19 protein-coding genes and 1 pseudogene are annotated in these 19216 nt (G+C 61.3%); 10 read left to right on the forward strand and 10 right to left on the reverse strand.

All coding sequences use genetic code 11. The features are described 5' to 3' along the window. Positions 1-88: 88 nt before the first annotated feature. Both HU754_RS18550 and HU754_RS18555 read right to left on the reverse strand, forming a co-directional pair. Positions 89-901, reverse strand: a complete 813-nt coding sequence (locus HU754_RS18550; protein WP_186624851.1) for a class I SAM-dependent methyltransferase — start codon at positions 899-901, stop codon at positions 89-91. 33 nt (positions 902-934) lie between these two features. Next, positions 935-1206 (reverse strand): annotated as a pseudogene (locus tag HU754_RS18555) (DUF4242 domain-containing protein). Positions 1207-1431: 225 nt separating this feature from the next. On the opposite strand from HU754_RS18555, the gene HU754_RS18560 reads away from it, so the two are divergent. Next, the gene (locus tag HU754_RS18560) at positions 1432-1893 is read left to right on the forward strand and encodes a GNAT family N-acetyltransferase (RefSeq protein ID WP_186624850.1); all 462 of its coding nucleotides are present in this window, start codon (positions 1432-1434) and stop codon (positions 1891-1893) included. A gap of 16 nt (positions 1894-1909) precedes the next feature. Here the strand turns inward: HU754_RS18560 and HU754_RS18565 are convergent, their stop codons facing one another. From HU754_RS18565 to HU754_RS18575, 3 genes are all read right to left on the reverse strand, one after another. Further along, the gene (locus tag HU754_RS18565; RefSeq protein ID WP_186624849.1) at positions 1910-3121 is read right to left on the reverse strand and encodes a cytochrome c biogenesis protein DipZ; all 1212 of its coding nucleotides are present in this window, start codon (positions 3119-3121) and stop codon (positions 1910-1912) included. Positions 3122-3158: 37 nt separating this feature from the next. Further along, entirely contained in the window at positions 3159-3413 is a 255-nt protein-coding gene (locus tag HU754_RS18570; protein ID WP_186624848.1) for a hypothetical protein, read from the reverse strand. 64 nt (positions 3414-3477) lie between these two features. After that, positions 3478-3741 (reverse strand): DUF2790 domain-containing protein, encoded by a 264-nt coding sequence (locus HU754_RS18575; RefSeq protein WP_186624847.1) that lies wholly within the window; start codon positions 3739-3741, stop codon positions 3478-3480. Positions 3742-4037: 296 nt separating this feature from the next. Here HU754_RS18575 and HU754_RS18580 point away from each other — a divergent pair, with 296 nt between their 5' ends. The 4 genes from HU754_RS18580 (at position 4038) to HU754_RS18595 (ending at position 9519) form a co-directional block, all read left to right on the forward strand. Further along, positions 4038-4778 (forward strand): response regulator, encoded by a 741-nt coding sequence (locus HU754_RS18580; protein WP_007919579.1) that lies wholly within the window; start codon positions 4038-4040, stop codon positions 4776-4778. Further along, on the forward strand, positions 4775-6082 hold the full coding sequence (locus tag HU754_RS18585) for a sensor histidine kinase (RefSeq protein ID WP_186624846.1): 1308 nt from the start codon (positions 4775-4777) through the stop codon (positions 6080-6082). Before HU754_RS18580 ends, HU754_RS18585 begins: the two co-directional genes overlap by 4 nt. Before the next feature lie 241 nt (positions 6083-6323). Next, positions 6324-8504, forward strand: coding sequence for a hypothetical protein (locus HU754_RS18590; RefSeq protein WP_186624845.1), 2181 nt, complete (start codon positions 6324-6326; stop codon positions 8502-8504). Next, positions 8491-9519 (forward strand): NAD(P)/FAD-dependent oxidoreductase, encoded by a 1029-nt coding sequence (locus HU754_RS18595; RefSeq protein ID WP_186624844.1) that lies wholly within the window; start codon positions 8491-8493, stop codon positions 9517-9519. Before HU754_RS18590 ends, HU754_RS18595 begins: the two co-directional genes overlap by 14 nt. A 1-nt stretch (position 9520) precedes the next feature. Here HU754_RS18595 and HU754_RS18600 read toward each other — a convergent pair whose 3' ends face one another. Both HU754_RS18600 and HU754_RS18605 read right to left on the reverse strand, forming a co-directional pair. Next, positions 9521-10273: an HvfC family RiPP maturation protein gene (locus HU754_RS18600; protein ID WP_186624843.1), complete on the reverse strand. Its 753-nt coding sequence runs from the start codon at positions 10271-10273 to the stop codon at positions 9521-9523. Beyond that, positions 10266-11105 carry an HvfB family MNIO-type RiPP peptide maturase gene (locus tag HU754_RS18605; RefSeq protein WP_186624842.1) on the reverse strand — a complete coding sequence of 280 codons (840 nt, stop codon included), beginning with the start codon at positions 11103-11105 and terminating at the stop codon, positions 10266-10268. The genes HU754_RS18600 and HU754_RS18605 overlap by 8 nt, the downstream gene beginning before the upstream one ends. Positions 11106-11518: 413 nt before the next feature. Here HU754_RS18605 and HU754_RS18610 point away from each other — a divergent pair, with 413 nt between their 5' ends. Next, the gene (locus tag HU754_RS18610; RefSeq protein WP_186624873.1) at positions 11519-12565 is read left to right on the forward strand and encodes a class I SAM-dependent methyltransferase; all 1047 of its coding nucleotides are present in this window, start codon (positions 11519-11521) and stop codon (positions 12563-12565) included. A 54-nt stretch (positions 12566-12619) separates the two neighbouring features. Then, a complete protein-coding gene (locus tag HU754_RS18615) occupies positions 12620-13462 on the forward strand; it encodes an NAD-dependent protein deacetylase (RefSeq protein ID WP_186624841.1) in 843 nt (280 codons plus the stop codon). A 323-nt stretch (positions 13463-13785) separates the two neighbouring features. Here the strand turns inward: HU754_RS18615 and HU754_RS18620 are convergent, their stop codons facing one another. Further along, on the reverse strand, positions 13786-14673 hold the full coding sequence (locus HU754_RS18620; protein ID WP_099758637.1) for a LysR family transcriptional regulator: 888 nt from the start codon (positions 14671-14673) through the stop codon (positions 13786-13788). 184 nt (positions 14674-14857) lie between these two features. On the opposite strand from HU754_RS18620, the gene HU754_RS18625 reads away from it, so the two are divergent. Genes HU754_RS18625 through HU754_RS18635 form a run of 3 tightly spaced genes read left to right on the forward strand, consistent with a single transcriptional unit; the run spans position 14858 to position 17439 of the window. Beyond that, complete coding sequence (locus HU754_RS18625; protein WP_016983257.1) at positions 14858-15556, forward strand: CoA transferase subunit A; 699 nt, start codon at positions 14858-14860, stop codon at positions 15554-15556. 24 nt (positions 15557-15580) lie between these two features. Further along, positions 15581-16246: a CoA transferase subunit B gene (locus tag HU754_RS18630; protein ID WP_093439005.1), complete on the forward strand. Its 666-nt coding sequence runs from the start codon at positions 15581-15583 to the stop codon at positions 16244-16246. An 11-nt stretch (positions 16247-16257) separates the two neighbouring features. Continuing rightward, positions 16258-17439, forward strand: a complete 1182-nt coding sequence (locus HU754_RS18635) for an acetyl-CoA C-acetyltransferase (RefSeq protein ID WP_186624840.1) — start codon at positions 16258-16260, stop codon at positions 17437-17439. Between the two features lie 218 nt (positions 17440-17657). Here the strand turns inward: HU754_RS18635 and cobF are convergent, their stop codons facing one another. Both cobF and HU754_RS18645 read right to left on the reverse strand, forming a co-directional pair. Beyond that, positions 17658-18413: a precorrin-6A synthase (deacetylating) gene (gene cobF, locus HU754_RS18640; protein WP_186624839.1), complete on the reverse strand. Its 756-nt coding sequence runs from the start codon at positions 18411-18413 to the stop codon at positions 17658-17660. After that, positions 18413-18967, reverse strand: coding sequence for a histidine phosphatase family protein (locus HU754_RS18645; RefSeq protein ID WP_186624838.1), 555 nt, complete (start codon positions 18965-18967; stop codon positions 18413-18415). Before HU754_RS18645 ends, cobF begins: the two co-directional genes overlap by 1 nt. Positions 18968-19216 lie beyond the last annotated feature (249 nt).

Consider the following 19216-nt stretch of genomic DNA (forward strand, 5'->3'; position numbering starts at 1 on the left):
TCAGCTGAATATTTTTTACTGAAAGACCCCTATCGCGAGCAGGCTCACTCCTACAGGGATCGCAATAGATTCGAAAGTCGGGGGTGAATCAGCGCTTAGTAATCACCACCTCCAGATACTCGCTCGGCACCACCAGCGAACCCTCTCCCGCCCGATTCAACCGATTGAGCAAATCCGCCAGATCACTCTCCAGCGCCTGCCCGCTCTCCGGCGGTAATGCCGCAAAGGCCTTGTGCACCGGCCCATACCAATGGCGAAAGATGTCGATGAAATGCGCCGCCGAACGATAGCGGAAATTGAAATCGCGCCGTGTCACCCGCAGCAAAAAATCACGGTCATCGAAATGTTTGTGCAGCCAGGCATCGGAGCCCCAATTCGAGGGAGGCTGGGCACCAGCCGGCGGTGGCAGATGCCGGCCCAAAACCTTGAACATCTGCCCAACAAAACCTTCCGGCGTCCAGTTGGCCAGACCTATCCGCCCACCACGGCGACAAACCCGGCCCAGCTCGGCCGCAGCCGTGTCCTGATCCGGCGCGAACATCACACCAAAGGTCGACAGCACCGCGTCGTAACTCTCATCGGCGAACGGCAGTGCCTCGGCATCGGCAACCTGAAACGTCACGTCCAGATGCTCCGCCCGGGCCCGATCCTGGCCGCGTTCCAACAAAGCCGCGATGTAGTCGGTCGAGGTGACCTGGCAGCCACGGCGCGCCGCCGCCAGCGTCGCATTACCGTTGCCGGCAGCGACATCCAGCACCTCTTCATCGCAACGCAGGTCACAGGCTTCGGCAAGGTTTTCGCCGACGATTTGCAACGTCGTGCCAATCAAGGCGTAGTCGCCACTGGCCCAGGCGACTTTCTGGCGTTCCTTCAGCGCTGTCAGATCAATCGGGGTACTCATAAGAGTGAACTCCGCTGCGGGTGGGGTCGGTAATCATTCGGCCGTCGTCGGATCGATGACCGTCATCACTCGCGCCACACTGTTGGCAGGAAATCCTCCAAGCCTGGCGTGTTCGCGTACCTGCTCTTCGTCAGGCGGATGTACACGCAATAGATTTTGTCGGCGGTGACATAACTCTGTAGCCACTGCACCTGTGGCCCAAGTTCGCGCAACACCTGGCAGGACGTTTGTGAGACGTTTTTGAGTTCGGCTTCGGACAGCTTCCCGGCCCCTGGAATCTCGCGTTCAATCACGAATTTCGGCATGGCAACCTCGCGCTCTTGTCATGGGGCAAGGCCGGCAGTGACCCTGCTCAGGCACTATCGCCCCGAGACCGCTCGGCGTCCCTGCCAATCGTCTGGCAACCCCGTAAAACCGGAGGTTTGCCGATGAGCGGTGGAAATCTGTAAAGCGTCTGGAACACCTTGAAGATTGCCAACGTTCGAGGATTGGTTTCTGATGCCCGCTCGCTTCTGGAACGGACTCTACCGATGTCACTGAAACTCGATTGGCTCGCGCATCACATGCACCACAGCGACCGTTATGCTCAATGGATCCACCAGCAATTCCCCTACGAATACATCGACCAACCGTTGGCTGAATGGCAGCGTGAATTTGCCGAGGGCCAAGGCAATGGCGACTGGTCTTGCCTGATCGCCATGGACGGTGAACGCCTGGTCGGCGGCGCGGCGCTGGCACGCGATGACCTCGCCCTGCGCCCTGTTCTTGGTCCTTGGCTGGCCTGCGTGTTCGTCAGTCCTGAAGCGCGCGGGCAAGGCCTGGCAGAACGCTTGATTGCAGGGATTTGTCAGGAGGCGAAAGAGTGCGGGTTTGCGCGTTTGTATCTGCATACGCAGACCAAGCGGGACTACTACGCCAAACGCGGCTGGCAAGTCCTGGAGCGTTTTCGCGCCTGGGACAATGAACAATGGCTCATGGTCCGCGACCTCTGAGCCAGTGGTTTGCTGATTACGCCGCAGGCGCCTTAGCCTCCTCCAGCAACTGCTGGATCATCTGTTCCTGCGCCTCGTAGCGACCTTCGCCGAAGTGGCTGTAACGCACCTGCCCCTTGGCGTCGATCAGGTAATGCGCCGGCCAGTACTGGTTGTCGAAGTTACGCCAGATCGCGTAGTTGTTGTCGATGGCCACCGGGTAGGTGATGCCGAGCTTTTTCACCTGATCCTTGACGTTGTCGATGATCCGCTCGTAGCCGTATTCCGGGGTGTGCACGCCGATCACGACGAGGCCGTCCTTCTCGTACTTCTTCGCCCAGTCCTTGACGTACGGCAGGGTGTGCTGGCAGTTGATGCAGTCGTAGGTCCAGAAGTCCACCAGCACCACTTTGCCGCGCAGGGCGTCTGCGTTCAGTTCAGGCGAATTCAACCATTGCACGGCGCCTGCGAGTGACGGCATCGCGCCTTTGCCCTCCTCCATCGGCGAGTCCGCGCGGACTTTGCTGACAAAGTAGTCGACCACTTTCGGCACGTTTTCCAACACGCGTTTCTCGACACTGGCGACGCCTTCAGAGGAGGTGTTGGCCAATAAGGTTTTATCGAAGCCGGTGGCAATCACCGCTGCCGTCGCCAGTACCACAACCCCGGCACCACGACGCAACCAACCGGTGAACGGGATCGAAGGTTTCAAACGGTTGACCAGCCCGCGCCCGGTGAAGATCAACGTGCCCAGCGACAACGCACTGCCGGCGCCGTAGGCCAGCAGCAACAGGCTGGTCTGCGCGTTGGCGCCTTGCAGCATGGCACCGGTGAGAATCACCCCGAGAATCGGTCCCGCGCACGGTGCCCAAAGCAGTCCGGTGGCCACGCCGAGCACGATCGAACCCATCGGCCCGGCCTTTTTCCGGGTGTCCGGGTCCAGACGATTGCCGAGCATCACCAGAGGACGCGTCAGCCAGTCGCCGATGCGCGCCGAGATCAGCGACAGGGCGAACACGCTCATCACGATCAGCGCGACGTACCGGCCACTGTTGCTGGCCTGGATCACCCATTCGCTGCTGACCACGGCGAGGCTGGAGATCAGCGCGAAGGTCAGGGCCATGCCGCCGAGGGTCAACAGTATCGAAGCGCGACTGCGTTGCGCGCCGGCAAACAGAAACGGCACCACCGGCAAAATACAGGGGCTGAGCACGGTCAGCAGACCGCCGAGAAATGCGATGAGGTACATAGTGAGTCACCCTTGATCAATGATTGTGACGAGCCGTTCAGACGCTCTGGCTTTCCAGCCATTGGCTCTGCGGCGTACGGCTGGCGCCGTTCTCGGCAAACATCTGCCCTTGTGGCGTGCGGCTGGAGCCGTCCGCTGCAATCAGGCCGGCGCTGCCCTGCTGGGCCACCGGCGTCAGTTGGAAGCAGGTGCTGCTGTGGCAGCTATGCTGTTCAACCGCAGCGTTGGCATGGGCGGCGACGCCGGCCAGGGAGAAAGCAATGGCGGTGAAAAAGCGCGCGACGTTGTTCATGGTGTTGTTCCTTCTATAAAGAGTTGGCCTGGTTGCCGTTGATGGCTTGGTTCCCGTTGATGACTCAGTTGTCGTTGTTGCAGCCGTCGGCAAATTTGCTGTAATCGAGTACGCGGGTTTTGCCTGCAGAATCGAGGTAGGTCATGCGCGCCTCGACGATGCCGCAGGACACCGAGTTGTCCTGTTTCAGCGAGATGACTTTCTGGATATCCAGGTGGGTGCCGTAGGTGTAGGTTTGCGCGGTAACAGCGGCTTCGGCCCGGGCCGAGAGCGTGCAGATGTTCAGCGCGGCAAACAGGCAGGCGGCGATTACGGGTTTGTTGTTCATGGCGTTTCCTCAAGGCTTCAGTGGGGTTTGAGCCGAGGCGATCTGTGTGGGCCTCGATGGAGCCTATTTGAGGCTCGCGAGGTATCGCCTCTGTGTCAGGAACAGGCGCGTTTCAATCGCTGTGTATCCTTGCCATCGGGGGATACACAGCGATACAAAACCCTGAAAAAATCGCGTTTTTGCGTCTCCGTGTATCCGTTGTGACGGCAGATACACTGCAATACAAAGGCAGGCAAGCGGCCCACCGCAGGCTCGATACACTGCACGGCAGTCCCTTTTGATAGAGGTTTGCACCGATGGATCATGTCGATCACATTCTCATCGTCGACGACGACCGCGAGATCCGTGAACTGGTGGGCAACTACCTGAAGAAAAACGGCCTGCGCACCACGGTGGTCGCCGATGGCCGGCAGATGCGCAGCTTTCTCGAAGCCAACACTGTCGACCTGATCGTGCTCGACATCATGATGCCCGGCGACGATGGCCTGCAGCTGTGCCGCGAACTGCGCGTGGGCAAACACAAGGCCACGCCAGTATTGATGCTGACCGCGCGCAACGATGAAACCGACCGCATCATCGGTCTCGAAATGGGCGCCGATGATTACCTGACCAAACCGTTCGCCGCCCGCGAATTGCTCGCGCGGATCAACGCTGTGCTGCGCCGCACGCGGATGCTGCCGCCGAATCTGGTGGTGACCGAGGCCGGGCGCTTGCTGGCTTTCGGCCGGTGGCAACTGGACACCTCGGCCCGTCACCTGCTGGACAAGGACGGCACCATGGTCGCCCTCAGCGGTGCCGAATATCGCTTGCTGCGGGTCTTTCTCGATCACCCGCAACGGGTGCTCAGCCGCGACCAACTGCTCAATCTGACCCAGGGCCGCGACGCCGATCTGTTTGACCGCTCGATCGACTTGCTGGTCAGCCGTTTGCGTCAGCGCCTGCTGGATGATGCGCGCGAGCCGGCTTACATCAAGACCGTGCGCAGCGAAGGTTACGTGTTCTCACTGCCGGTCGAGATTCTCGGGGCCCCGGCATGAACGTCAATCTGCACTGGCCGCGCACCCTCGCCTCGCGCCTGTCGCTGATTTTCCTGATCGGCCTGTTGCTCGCTCAGGCGCTGTCGTTCGGTGCGCAGTATTACGAGCGTTACCAAAGCGCCAAGAACACCATGCTCGGCAATCTGGAAACCGACGTCTCGACCTCGATTGCGATCCTTGATCGCTTGCCTGCCGAAGAGCGCCCTGCCTGGCTCGAGCGTCTGGCGCGAAAAAATTATGGCTACCTGTTGAGCGAAGGCGAACCGGGCACACCGATCGAGGCCAGTGATGTGCCGGTGGCGGTCACCTCGATCACCGAAGCCATCGGTGAACGTTATCCGCTGACCTTCACCGATATTCCCGGGCCGAAGAAACACTTTCAGGGCCATTTGCGCCTGAGCGACGGCAGCCCGGTGACCATCGACGTGCGCCCCGCCATGGTCCCGCTATCGCCCTGGTTGCCGGCGGTTCTGCTCGGCCAACTGGCGTTGATGATCGCCTGCACCTGGCTGGCCGTGCGTATCGCGATCCGTCCGCTGACCCGCCTGGCCAACGCCGTGGAAACCCTCGACCCCAACGCCCACCCGATCAACCTCGACGAAAGCGGCCCGAACGAAGTGGTCTACGCAGCACGGGCGTTCAACACGATGCAGGCGCGCATTGCCGCTTATCTCAAGGAACGCATGCAACTGCTGGCGGCGATTTCCCATGACCTGCAAACGCCGATCACGCGGATGAAACTGCGCGCCGAACTCATGGACGATTGCGCCGAGAAAGACAAACTGTGGAATGACCTCAACGAGATGGAACACCTGGTTCGCGAAGGCGTGGCGTATGCGCGCAGCATCCATGGTTCGACCGAAGAAAGCCGCCGCACCAACATGGATTCCTTCCTCGAAAGCCTGGTGTTCGACTATCAGGACATGGGCAAGCAGGTGCAACTGGTCGGCAAGAGTGCGGCGGTCATCGACACCCGCCCTCATGCGTTGCGCCGGGTTCTGGTGAACCTGACCGACAACGCGCTGAAATTCGCCGGCGCCGCCGAAGTCTGGGTCGAAGCCAACAAAGGCAACCTGGCGATCACCGTTATGGACCGCGGCCCGGGCATCGCCGACGCCGAACTGGCGCAGGTGCTGCAACCGTTCTACCGCGTGGAAAACTCGCGTAATCGCGATACCGGCGGCACCGGGCTGGGACTGGCGATCGCCCAGCAACTGGCCATGGCGCTCGGTGGTTCGCTGACGTTGAGTAATCGCCAGGGTGGCGGGCTGTGCGCTGAACTGAAGCTGCCGCTGCATCCATAAACGCTTTAACGGCGCCTGTTTAAACGCTACCGACCAGTACCGGTCGGTGGCCTGCACACCGCCGCGCCAATGCCTACAACTTCATCAGAATCCACTGACTGTGCGCCTTGGCTGATGCGCTTATGGTTGTGTTGCCCGTTTCGCACTGTTCACCATTGGTCGCCACTGTCAGATCTGACAGTAGCAAGTCAGCGCCGGGCTACGGTTCCATGACAATTGGCCCAACCTGTCGAGGCGCAACATGACTCTGCTCGAATCCGTTACCCACGTGTGTACGCGCCTGGCGCCCGGCGGCTGGCATTCGCTGATGCTCGCCCACGGCCTGGACTTGCTGGCTGAACCGCTGGCGGCGGAACTGCACAAGCCCCTGAAAATCGACCGGTCAATACCCGGATTTACCGATTTCGCAACGACCGGCAGCCGGGCGATCGAGGCTGGCGCACCGGCGCACAGCCTGCTGTATCACGCGCTGGCCTCGCCAAACGTGCTCAGCGATGAAAACGGCCAGACATTACAGCTGTTCCCCACTGCCGCCGAGATCGAGACCGTGCTCGACTATGTCTACAGCGTCAGTCCGCCCACGCTCGACAGCCTGCGCGACAAAGCCCGGGGCGCGCCTTTGGCGGTGGTCGCGTTTGCCAGTGAATATCGCTGCGCCGCCGACACCGTGCATGGCCGGCATGCCGACCTGTGCTTCTCGCGTACCGGAATCGCCCGCGTCGGCACCGCCCCCCCGTGCTATGACGCAACGCTGCGCAGTTTCCTGCCCTTCGTCGACGATGATCCGCACGGCATCCGGGTGATGCCAGTGCGCTACAGCGCCTACATTGCCGTGCAACTCAAGGGCGATGCCGAGCGCTTCGGGCCGATGGATTTTCAGGTGGACCTCGACCCCGGACTGGATTTCTGGGTGCCCGTGCACAAGCTGTTCAATGGTTCGCAGTGCCTGGAGGGTCTGAACCTGACGGTGACGCTGGGCAACCACCAGATCAACGAAAAACTGCGGCATGTCCATTTGCGCCACAGCGGTACCGGTTGGCAGGAACCGCAGATCAGCCAGCCCCCCTTCGTCGTCACGGAAAATCTTGCGCATTGGGCCTCGACTGCAGATCTCGGCCCCGGTCTGCTGGTGCCTGAAGCCAGAGCCCGGCTGGTTGCGCCCGTCGAATATCAGGGGCAGCCCTTGTCCTTTATGCTGCCTGCCAATACCGGCGGCATGGTGCACGGACGTCACCGGGTCGAAGCGGATGGCAGCATCGAAAACCTGAACGAGCATGAAGGTGTCGAGGCGTTGGTACGTCAGGGCGGTTATCGCGCCTTGCATTATCAGGACGGCACTGCCGATGGCTGGGTGTTGCCACGCTGCCCGATGCTGGAAAACCATTTGCCGGCCGTCGCCGCCTATTCGCTGATCGGCCCTCCGGACTTCTATCCGTTATGCAGTCAACGCAAGCTGTTGCACTGGGTCAGCGACGAACCAGCGTTACCAAGTTCCGGTCTCTGGCACGCCCGACTTGAAGCGCTCTCCAACGTACGCTACTGCGCCAACCTCGATCTGCAGGATCAACTGTTCACCCCGACTGACCGAGGGGTGAGCGCCATCGTTGCCCTCGCCGATCAAACCGACACGGTGCAATCCACTGCCCCGCTACCACCGTCATCGCGGCCGACCTCGCTGCCCGACGGCGCCGCCGGGGTGTTCGGGCCTGGCTGGGAGGTCGGCTGGGTTCGCCAGCGCACGGCAGACGACGAATGGATCAACGTCCTCGCCGGCTATCAGATGGCCAGCCCGTTTCCCGAGGATGCGAAGATCTGCGCGGCGCTAGGTTCTTTCTGGCCCGGCGTGGCACCGGATTCGGCACGGGTCTTTGAGCCGCGCTCGACGCTGCACAGCATCATTCCCCTGACCGATGAAGAAATCGGCATGGGCGGCCTGGCCTGGGATAATCAGCGCGGCCCACAACTGATCACTCAAGACGATCGGCTGATCGTCCAGTACCACGCGTACGCCCATGCCGATTACACACAGGTGGCCCTAGATGGCCAGTTCTCCCTGAGCACGACCGGCCACACGGCGCAAACCGTCTATCAGCAGCGCGTGCGTTCGATGTATCGCGTGTACCGTGCGCTCGGCGCCGCCAGCGATAAACCCCTACGCAATGCCTGGCCACTGTTGTCGTTCATTGACGTGCAGCGGCCGAACGCGGAACTGGACAGCGCGCAGGCGCAAGCCGGGCAGCTCCTCGACGGCTGGGTGCAGCGCTTTTTGCTGTACAAGCGCGGTGCCGTGCAGATCCCTGCAAGTGATTTCAGGTTGCGCCACGTCGAAGTCGAAGAGCTGGTGATCTTGCTGCTCAGCTCCGATGCAATCCTGATCAAACGCGACACCCTGCCATGGCGGGTCGCCCATGAAACATTTTGATGTTGTGGTCGTCGGCGCCGGCCCTGCGGGCTGCGCAACGGCAATCAGTTGCGCCCGTCACGGGCTGCGCGTGGCCTTGATCGAACGGCAGGCGTTCCCCCGGTTTCGCCCCGGCGAAAGCCTGCATCCGGGCATCGAACCGCTGCTACGACAACTGGGGGTCGCCGAGCAGCTGTGTGGCCGCGCGGCACGGCGCTTTGACGGCCACTGGGTGCACTGGAACGGTGTGCCGCGCTTCAATGCCTTTGGCGCCGATGATCGCGGCGCCTGGCAGGGTTTTCATCTGGAGCGGGCGCAACTGGACGCGACGTTACTGGCGCAAGCGGCCACGTTGGGGGTGGAGATCAGTCAGCCCTGCCGGGCACGGCGAGTGCTGACTCAGGCCAATCGGGTGATCGGCGTGGAGACCGACAGCGCACGCCTTTACGCGACCTGCCTGATCGATGCCAGTGGTGCTTGCGACTGGCTCGCTCGCCAACTCGGTCTGCCGGTTCGCCACTGTTCTGCGTCGCTGGTGGCGCGTTACGGCTACTTGCAAGGTCACAGCGCAACCTATGCAACAACCGCGCACTTGCTGGCCGATCCTGACGGATGGACCTGGATCGCCCAGGTCGAGCCGCAGTTGCTGCACTGGACGCACCTGACGTTCGAGAACAACAGGCGCTCGACGAGGCTTCCCGAGGCCCTGCAAGCATTGCCAGCCGTAGGGCGGATACGCGGCGCCGATGTAACCTGGCGCATCACCCCGGCCGTCACCGGTGCTGGTTATTTTCTGGTGGGCGATGCCGCCAACCGGCTCGACCCGGCGTCCTCCCACGGCGTGCTCAAAGCGTTGATGAGCGGTATGCAAGCCGCGCAAGCCGTAGCGGATGGTCTGCGCCAACCGACCTTGCAAACAGCGGCGCAGGCGCAATATCGCCAATGGCTGAACGCAGGATTCGCACGCGATGTGGCGCACCTGCGCGACTTCTATCGTCTGCATCCCTGCCCGCCGTCGTGGCTGCCTGTGGCATGACTTACAGGACGCTGGCGAGCACGCCCTCCTGGTGAAACTGCCGCAACAACGCCGATCCGCTGTCCATGAACGTTTCGGTGTCGGCCACCCCTGCTTCTACTGCCAGATCTTGCAATTGCTGGCGGCCATCAAGGTCAGGAAACGCTTCAATGCGCTGTAACAGGCGCCAGGCCAGCGGGCTCAGCTCGGAAAACTGCACATTCCAGTCTGCCGTGCGCCGCACCAGCAACAGGGTCGGATGCGCCGGCGGCGTGGCGGGCTGATGGTTCGGATCAAGTGCATGCACCGGCCACACATACGCCAATGGCCAGGTCAGTGCCGATATCTGCAGCGGACGCTCCAGCAACAGCGCCGGATCGCTTGGCGGCAGCGCCTGAGCATCGGACTGCTGCAAGATCATCTCGACCCATTCGTAATGCGCCAGCTCCAGCAGAAACGCCGGCCACTCGCCCTCGCGCAACACCTGCGGTGGCGAAGCGAGATAGTCGAGAAACGTTTCGGCAATCTCGCCAAACTTTGGGGTTTGCGCCCGCCACTCGCGCAAAAAGCCTCGTACCAGCAGGCTCCAGCGTTGTTCCCCGATGATCCGGATCAACACCGGAAACGTGCCGCTCAACAATTGCGAAACGTTGTTGAACACCAGATCGCGATAAACGTTGACCCGCGCCACGTTCATGTCGGCCGGTGGCGACTGATGTTCGGGATCGCGCAAATACCGGGTCAGCGCCTGTTGTTGCAGTATCAGGCTATCCACGAGGGCGACCTCCGGCTTGCAAATGGCGAATGGTCTGCAACTCGGCGACCAGTTCGGAAAATGTCGGGAAATTGAAATCCCGCTCAAGCAGCGTTGGCTGCGCGCCAAACCGCCTATAAGCCTCCGCCAGCAGAGACCACACGACCGGTTTGACTGAGGCACCATGGGTGTCGATTTTCAGCGTGTCGGACTCATCGAAATGCCCCGCCACATGCATCCCGACCACCCGGTCCGGCTCGATACCGGCGAGGAAGGTTTGCGGATCGAAGCCGTGGTTGATCGCGTTGACATAGACATTGTTGACGTCCAGCAGCAGGTCACAATCGGCCTCGCGCAACACGGCATTGGTGAAGCTCAGCTCGTCCATGTCCTGGCGCGGGGCGGCATAGTAGGAGACGTTTTCCACGGCCAGGCGCCGGCCGAGAATGTCCTGAGCCTGACGGATCCGCGCGGCAACGTGCTGCACCGCTTCTTCGGTGAACGGCAACGGCAGCAAGTCATACAGATGCCCGTCATCGCTGCAGTAACTCAGGTGCTCGCTGTACAGCGGCACGTTGTAATGGTCGAGAAACACCCGGACCTCCTGCAAGAATCCGACATCCAGCGGCGCCGACCCGCCCAGCGACAGCGACAAGCCGTGACAGGACAACGGATAGCGCTCGGCCAGTTCACGTAACGCCGCACCGTGCGCGCCGCCGACTCCGATCCAGTTTTCCGGGGCGACTTCGAGAAAGTCGAAGGCGCCGCTACGGGCAGCCTGCAGGTCTTTCAGCAGACCACGGCGCAGGCCGAGGCCGACACTGGGTGGCATTGATGAGGGCGGCGTATGCATGGGATGTACCTCAGCAGTGGGTTTGCCACATTTGAGCCGCCGGATGTATTGCGGTTGTGTGCAGATGACCGGGCATTTGCAGCCCTGTGTGTCCCACCATCACGGCGATACACAGTGATACAGATTCTCTGCCGATCAATATTGTGGGAGCGAGCCTGCTCGCGAAAGCGTCAGCACTGCCAATACCAGAATTGCCTGAAATGCCGCCTTCGCGAGCAGGCTCGCTCCCACAGGTTTTCGTTGCTCACAAATCCAGCGACACGCCCGGACCGGGGCTAGACTCCTTTATTACCCAGTCGAGGGGGACGCAGGACGTCAGCCGTGCCCTGCCCAACTCCGTGACCACCGCCCGGTGGCGCACGCCTCGACCCTCGACGCCGCCGGACCGTGATCCTGTTTCAGGAGCACACATGATGGATGAGGCGAAGCTCAACCAATTCATGGGCAAACTGGTCAACGACATGGGCGGCGCGGCGATGCTGGCCAATGTCATCGTCGGCGAAGAGCTCGGGCTGTACCGGGCAATGGCCGACAGTCAGCCGATCAGTGCCGATGCCCTCGCTGCCAAAACCACCTGCAACCCGCGTCTGGTGCGCGAATGGCTCAGCGCTCATGCGGCGTCCGGCTACATGGAGCACCACGACGGTCAGTTCCGTTTACCCGAAGAACAGGCACTGGCCCTGGCCATTGAAGATTCCCCGGTGTATGTCGCTGGTGGCCTCGGGGTGGTGGCATCGTTTTTCCACGACAAGGACAAACTGGTCAAAGCCATGCGCGGCAACGGTGCCCTGCCCTGGGGCGATCACCACCCGTGCATGTTCACCGGCACCGAGCGGTTCTTCCGGCCCGGCTACAAGGGCCACCTGATCGCCGAATGGCTGCCGGCGCTGGACGGCGTGGTAGCCAAGCTTGAGCAAGGCGCGAAAGTCGCCGATATCGGCTGCGGTCATGGCGCCTCGACCGTGATCATGGCACAGGCGTTTCCCAACTCGCGTTTCGTCGGCTATGACTATCACGCGCCCTCGATCACCGTCGCCACCCAGCGCGCCGAGGAAGGTGGCGTCAGCAGCCGGGCGAAGTTCTTTCAGGGTTCGGCGAAAAGCTACCCCGGCGACGACTACGACCTGATCTGCTATTTCGACTGCCTGCACGACATGGGCGATCCGGTCGGTGCCGCCCGTCACGCCTATGACTCGCTGAAAGACGATGGCACGGTGTTGCTTGTCGAGCCGTTCGCCAACGACACGCTGGACGACAACATCAACCCGGTCGGGCGGCTGTTCTATGCGGCCTCGACGTTTATCTGCACACCCAACTCGCTGTCGCAGGAAGTCGGCCTGGGCCTGGGCGCGCAAGCAGGGGAAATGCGTTTGCGCAAGGTGTTTACCGTGGCCGGTTTCAAGCAGTTCCGCCGGGCCACGCAAACGCCGTTCAACCTGATTCTGGAGGCGCGCAAGTAACCCGCGCGGGTCGCGTGCTAACCTGCTGGCACTGCCCATTTCGGAGCGCTGACCATGCTCGACAGCCCGACCCGCGAACACCTCGACACCTTGCAAGAGGTGATGGCCGATGGCGACTTCCTCGTCCTGACCGGAGCCGGCATCAGCACGCCGTCGGGCATTCCGGATTACCGCGACAGCGACGGTGTGCGCCGTGGCCGGCAGCCGATGATGTACCAGGAGTTCCTCGCCGCCCCCGAGTCGCGCCGCCGCTACTGGGCGCGGGCCATGCTGGGTTGGCCGAGGGTGCGTCAGGCGCAGCCGAATGCAGCGCACCAAGCGTTGGCCAGTTTGCAGCGCCATGGGCTGATCCACGGTTTGATCACCCAGAACGTCGACACCCTGCACGATCAAGCCGGCAGTCACGATGTGATCGAACTGCACGGCAGCCTGCATCGCGTCCTCTGCCTGGACTGCGGCCAGCGCAGTGAGCGCGATTCGATTCAACAATTGATGGAAATGCACAACCCGTATCTGGCCGGGGTCGATGCAGTCCAGGCGCCGGATGGCGACACCCTGCTCGACCCGGCCTTCGAAGCGCGCTTTCAGGTGCCGCACTGTCCGTATTGCGCTGGCGAGCGGATGAAACCGGACGTGGTGTTTTTCGGCGAGAACGTCGCGCAACCCACGGCGGCAAGGGCGATGGCGGCGGCAGAGAATGCAGCGGGGATGTTGGTGGTGGGTTCGTCGTTGATGGCATATTCCGCGTTTCGCCTGTGCCGGGTGATAGCTGATCGCGGTAAGCCGCTGATCGCGATCAACCTGGGCAAGACCCGCGCGGATGACTTGCTGGATTTGAAGATTGAAGCGTCGTGTGAACAGCTTTTGCCGTTGTTGGTTGAAGTGCTGGATCGGTGAGTTGCTGCACTTTGTGCTCGACTCAGGACCCAAGCCCCTCACCCTAGCCCTCTCCCAAGGGAGAGGGAACTGACCGAGTTGTCAGGCCGGGATACGGCGACCTGAAAATGCTGAGTCGAGCCCACAAGCTGAATACCCCACGATCAGCTCCCTTTCCACCTCGCCCTAGCCCTCTGCCAGGGGGGAGGGAACTGACCGAGTTGTCAGGACTTAATACTGCGACCTGAAAATTACGAGTCGAACCCATTTTTTGAAATGCCCCCGATCAGCTCCCTTCCCCCTCGCCCCCCTTGGGGGAGAGGGTTGGGGTGAGGGGGTAGATCTCACAGTCGCCCGAGATCTTCAGCCTTGAGAATATCGAACAACGCCTGGGCCGCCGCCGACAGTTCATTGCCCGGCTCAGTCAGCACGCCGATGGCCCGCTGCACCGAGTCATCCAGGGTCAGGCAGTGGGCGCCGAGCTCCTGCATCTGCTCGGCGCACAACGCCGGCACGGCACTGACGCCCAGACCGCTGGCGACCATCCGCCCAACCGTGGCCAATTGATGGCTTTCAAATTCCACCGGCAACTTCATGCCTCGCGCCTGCAGGTGCTCTTCGAGCATCACTCGCACCGTCGAAGGCCGCTGCAAGGTGATGAAAGGCTCCTGCAACAACGTCTGCCAATCGATCTCGTCGCGCTGCGCCAGCGGCGAATCCTTCGATACCACCGCGACGAAGCGATCCACGTACAACGGCGTAAACGTCATCGAAGTGTTTTGCATCGGCTCGAACGCCACGCCCAGTTCCACCTGACGGTCACGGACCATTTCCAGCACTTGCTCGTTGATCACGTCATTGACCGTGACGTTGACGTTCGGATAGCGCGCGCGAAACGTCTTGAGGATCGGCGGCAGCAGGTTGCCGGCAAACGACGGCATCGCCGCCAGCGTCACCCGCCCGCGCTGCAAGCTGAAGCGTTGGCGCATTTCGTCTTCGGCGTTATCCCAGTCGGCGATCAGCCGCCGCGCCAGCGGCAGCAAGGATTCACCTTCCGCAGTCAGCGCGACATTGCGTGTGTTACGGCTGAACAGGCGCCCGCCCAGGCCCTCTTCCAGCGCTTTGATGGTCAGGCTCAACGCCGATTGCGACAGGTGCAGACGCTCGCAGGCCACGGCGAAGCTCAGGCTCTGTGCCACGGCGAGGAAGGCGCGGATCTGTTTGATGGTCATACTCAAGCCTCAGGATCGTCGGTGCATCGTGGGAACGATCAAGCGTTAAGCGGCAAGCCATAACGCAATTATTGAGTTTTATCTATCAATCAACCTTAAAAATCAACTTAACAAATATATCCTCCAGCGAGACACTCCAACCATTCGGCTAGCCAGCCGCCCGCAAATAATAAAAGAGGTGCATATGGCAGGTTTCGACAAGCGCGTGAGTTCCTACGAGGAAGCCCTGGCCGGGCTTGAGGACGGCATGACCGTTATCGCCGGCGGCTTCGGTCTGTGCGGCATTCCGGAAAACCTGATCGCCGAGATCAAACGCAAAGGCACCCGCGACCTCACCGTCGTTTCCAACAACTGCGGCGTCGACGGTTTTGGCCTCGGTGTGCTGCTTACCGATCGTCAGATCAGCAAAGTCATCGCCTCCTACGTCGGCGAAAACAAGCTGTTCGAAGAACAACTGCTCAAAGGCGACATCGAAGTCATCCTGACCCCGCAAGGCACCCTCGCCGAGAAGATGCGCGCAGGCGGCGCCGGCATTCCGGCCTTCTTCACCGCCACCGGCGTCGGCACCCCGGTCGCCGAAGGCAAGGAAGTACGCGAATTCAAAGGTCGTAAGTACCTGATGGAAGAATCCATCACCGGCGACTTCGCCATCGTCAAAGGCTGGAAAGCCGACCACTTCGGCAACGTCATCTACCGTCACACCGCGCAGAACTTCAACCCGCTGGCGGCTACCGCCGGCAAGATCACCGTGGTTGAAGTCGAAGAAATCGTCGAACCCGGCGAACTCGACCCCTCGCAGATCCACACCCCGGGCATCTACGTCGATCGGGTCATTTGCGGCACGTTCGAAAAACGCATCGAACAGCGCACCATCCGCAAATAATTCAGGCTGACGGAGAATAAAACCATGGCACTTACCCGCGAACAAATGGCTCAGCGCGTCGCCCGCGAAATGCAGGACGGCTTTTATGTGAACCTCGGCATCGGCATTCCGACCCTGGTCGCCAACTACATTCCCGAAGGCATGGAAGTCATGCTGCAGTCGGAAAACGGCCTGCTCGGCATGGGTCCGTTTCCGACTGAAGACACCATCGATGCCGACATGATCAACGCCGGCAAACAGACCGTGACCGCACGCATCGGCGCGTCGATCTTCAACTCCGCCGAATCATTCGCGATGATCCGTGGCGGTCATGTCGACCTGACCGTGCTCGGCGCGTTCGAAGTGGACGTCGAAGGCAACATCGCCTCGTGGATGATCCCCGGCAAACTGGTCAAGGGCATGGGCGGTGCGATGGATCTGGTGGCCGGCGCCGACAACATCATCGTGATCATGACCCACGCGTCCAAGGATGGTGAGTCGAAACTGCTATCCAAGTGCAGCCTGCCGCTGACCGGCGCCGGGTGCATCAAGCGCGTGCTGACCGACCTCGCCTACCTGGAAATCGAAAATGGCGCTTTTGTCCTCAAGGAACGCGCACCTGGCGTCAGCGTCGAGGAAATCGTCGCCAAAACCGCTGGTAAACTGATCGTCCCGGATCACGTACCGGAAATGCAGTTCGCTGCCCAGTGAGGAATTCGAAAATGCAAGACGTCGTAATTGTTGCCGCCACGCGCACCGCGATCGGCAGTTTCCAGGGCTCCCTGGCCAGCGTGTCCGCGGTTGATCTGGGCGCGGCGGTGATCCGCCAGTTGCTCGAACAAACCGGTCTGGACGGTGCGCAGGTCGATGAAGTGATCATGGGCCAGGTGCTGACCGCTGGCGCCGGCCAGAACCCGGCGCGTCAGGCCGCGATCAAGGCCGGCCTGCCCCACGCCGTGCCAGCAATGACCCTGAACAAGGTTTGCGGTTCGGGCCTCAAAGCCCTGCATCTGGGTGCGCAAGCGATCCGTTGCGGCGACGCTGACGTAATCATCGCCGGCGGCCAGGAAAACATGAGCCTGTCCAACTACGTCATGCCGGGCGCACGCACCGGTCTGCGTATGGGCCACGCGCAAATCGTCGACACCATGATCAGCGATGGCCTGTGGGATGCGTTCAACGACTACCACATGGGCATCACTGCCGAGAACCTCGTCGACAAATACGAGATCAGCCGCGAACAGCAGGACGCCTTCGCCGCAGCCTCGCAGCAGAAAGCCGCCGCCGCGATTGAGGCCGGTCGCTTTGTCGATGAGATCACCCCGATCCTGATCCCGCAACGCAAAGGCGATCCGGTTGCCTTCAAGGTTGATGAACAGCCGCGTGGCGACACCACTGCCGAATCCCTGGCGAAACTGCGCCCGGCATTTAAAAAGGACGGCAGCGTCACGGCCGGCAACGCTTCGTCGCTGAATGACGGCGCCGCTGCGGTCATCTTGATGAGCGCCGAGAAAGCCAAAGCCCTCGGTCTGCCGGTTCTGGCGAAAATAGCTGCCTACGCCAACGCAGGTGTTGATCCTGCAATCATGGGCATCGGCCCGGTTTCGGCGACTCGCCGCTGCCTCGACAAGGCTGGCTGGAACCTCGGTCAACTCGACCTGATCGAGGCCAACGAAGCCTTCGCTGCGCAATCGCTGGCGGTGGCCAAGGACCTGCAATGGGATCTGGACAAGGTCAACGTCAACGGCGGCGCCATCGCGTTGGGCCATCCGATCGGTGCATCGGGTTGCCGCGTGCTGGTGACCCTGCTGCATGAAATGATCAAGCGTGATGCGAAAAAGGGTCTGGCGACCCTGTGCATCGGCGGCGGCCAAGGCGTGGCGCTGGCGCTGGAACGCGTATAACCAGAGTTCAACAGTGAATGGCGGATCCACGACATCCGCCGCTTGCTGGCAACAAAAAACCCGGTGCGACTTGCGTTGCACCGGGTGTTTTTTTGCCTGTTGGAAATGTGCGTTGAGTGTTCCGGCGCCTTCGCGAGCAGGCTCGCTCCCACAGGGAATGCATTTCAAAATGTGGGAGCGAGCCTGCTCGCGAAGAGGCCCGCCCGGCCAGCGAAAATCTAAGGCTTACGCAACAAATACGTATCCATGATCCACCCATGCTCGGCCCGCGCCGCCTTGCGCACCCGCTCGATCTCATCCGCAACATCCGACAGCCTGCCACTGATCAGAATCTCATCCGGCGTGCCCAGGTAAGCCCCCCAGTAAATCTCGGTCTGCTGATCGGCGACTTGGTGATAAGAGTCTTCAGCATCGAGCATTACCACCAGACTGTCCGCATCACTCACCTGCCCTGCCGCCAAACGCCGCCCGGTGGTGATTTCGATGGAACGACCGATGGTGTTCAACGGCACCTTGTGCTGCGCCGCCAACGCCTGAACGCTAGTGATCCCGGGGATCACCTCAAACTCGAAGGCGCACGCGCCCGAGGCCAGAATCGCCTGGAGGATGCGCACGGTGCTGTCGTACAACGCCGGATCGCCCCACACCAGGAAACCGCCGCACTGACCCTCAGACAATTGGTCATTGATCAGGCGTTCGAAGGTCTGCTGCTTGGCGCGGTTCAGCTCATCAACACTGGCGGCGTAGTCGACATCGCCGCGTTCGCGCTCCGGACTGTGGGCCTCGACGAAGCGATAGTCAGGGTTGTCGATGTAGCGCTCACAAATCTCGCGGCGCAGGTCGATCAGCTTGTCCTTGCTCTGGCCTTTATCCATCAGAAAGAACACGTCGACCCGATTCAACGCCTTCACCGCCTGCATCGTGATGTAGTCGGGATTGCCGGCACCGATGCCGATCACCAGCAGTTGTTTCATCACAAAGCTCCTTTAAGACACAGGCGCCAGCGCCCGGTGAAGCGCAATTCGAGCAGCGACAACGGCTCGACATCGATGTCATGCAACGCCGAACCGCGCAGCACGTGGATCAGCGCGGCGCGGATGACAAACGGATGCGTCACCGCCACGACATGTCCCGACGTGCCTTGCAGGCTAGCCAACCAAATCGCCACGCGTTCGCACAACTGCGCCACTGACTCACCGTCATGCGGAGTGGCGTGGGGATCTTCCAGCCAGGCCTGCAGCGCGGCGTCTTCCGAGGCTTGCAGGGCTTTGATCGACTGGCCATGCCAACGTCCCCAGTCACAATCGCGCAGCGCCTCATCAATCTGCGCGTCGGTGCCAAACCAAGCCGCTGTCTGGCGCGTGCACAACTCCGGCGCGCAAATCAAGCGTCGCGCGGCGTCGAAACGCTCGGCCAATTCGCACGATGCCAGCTGGCTATTTTCAACAGGTTCATTCGTAGGAAAACACGCCAATTTCTGTGCGACGGTTCGCGCATGGCAAATCAATGTCAAACGAGTGGTCTGCACAGGGATCGCTCCGGTGGGCCTTCATGAAAAACAGCGGCACAAAGCCGTTCTGTCGGCAATTGTGCCGTAAACCGACGGCTGCAGGGTTGTTGCATCGCCCCGGCAAGTACGGACAAAAGCAAAAATACGGCAATCTCTGACACTATCGTGGGCGATGGACTACAAGCCCTGTCGAAGTCCGTGTGGCCCTTGTTACACAGGCGTCTCGCCCCATTTTGGGGCCTTTTCAACACGCGGAAAAATTCACTA

It is taken from the genome of Pseudomonas zeae, from assembly GCF_014268485.2.
GTDB lineage: Bacteria > Pseudomonadota > Gammaproteobacteria > Pseudomonadales > Pseudomonadaceae > Aquipseudomonas > Aquipseudomonas neuropathica.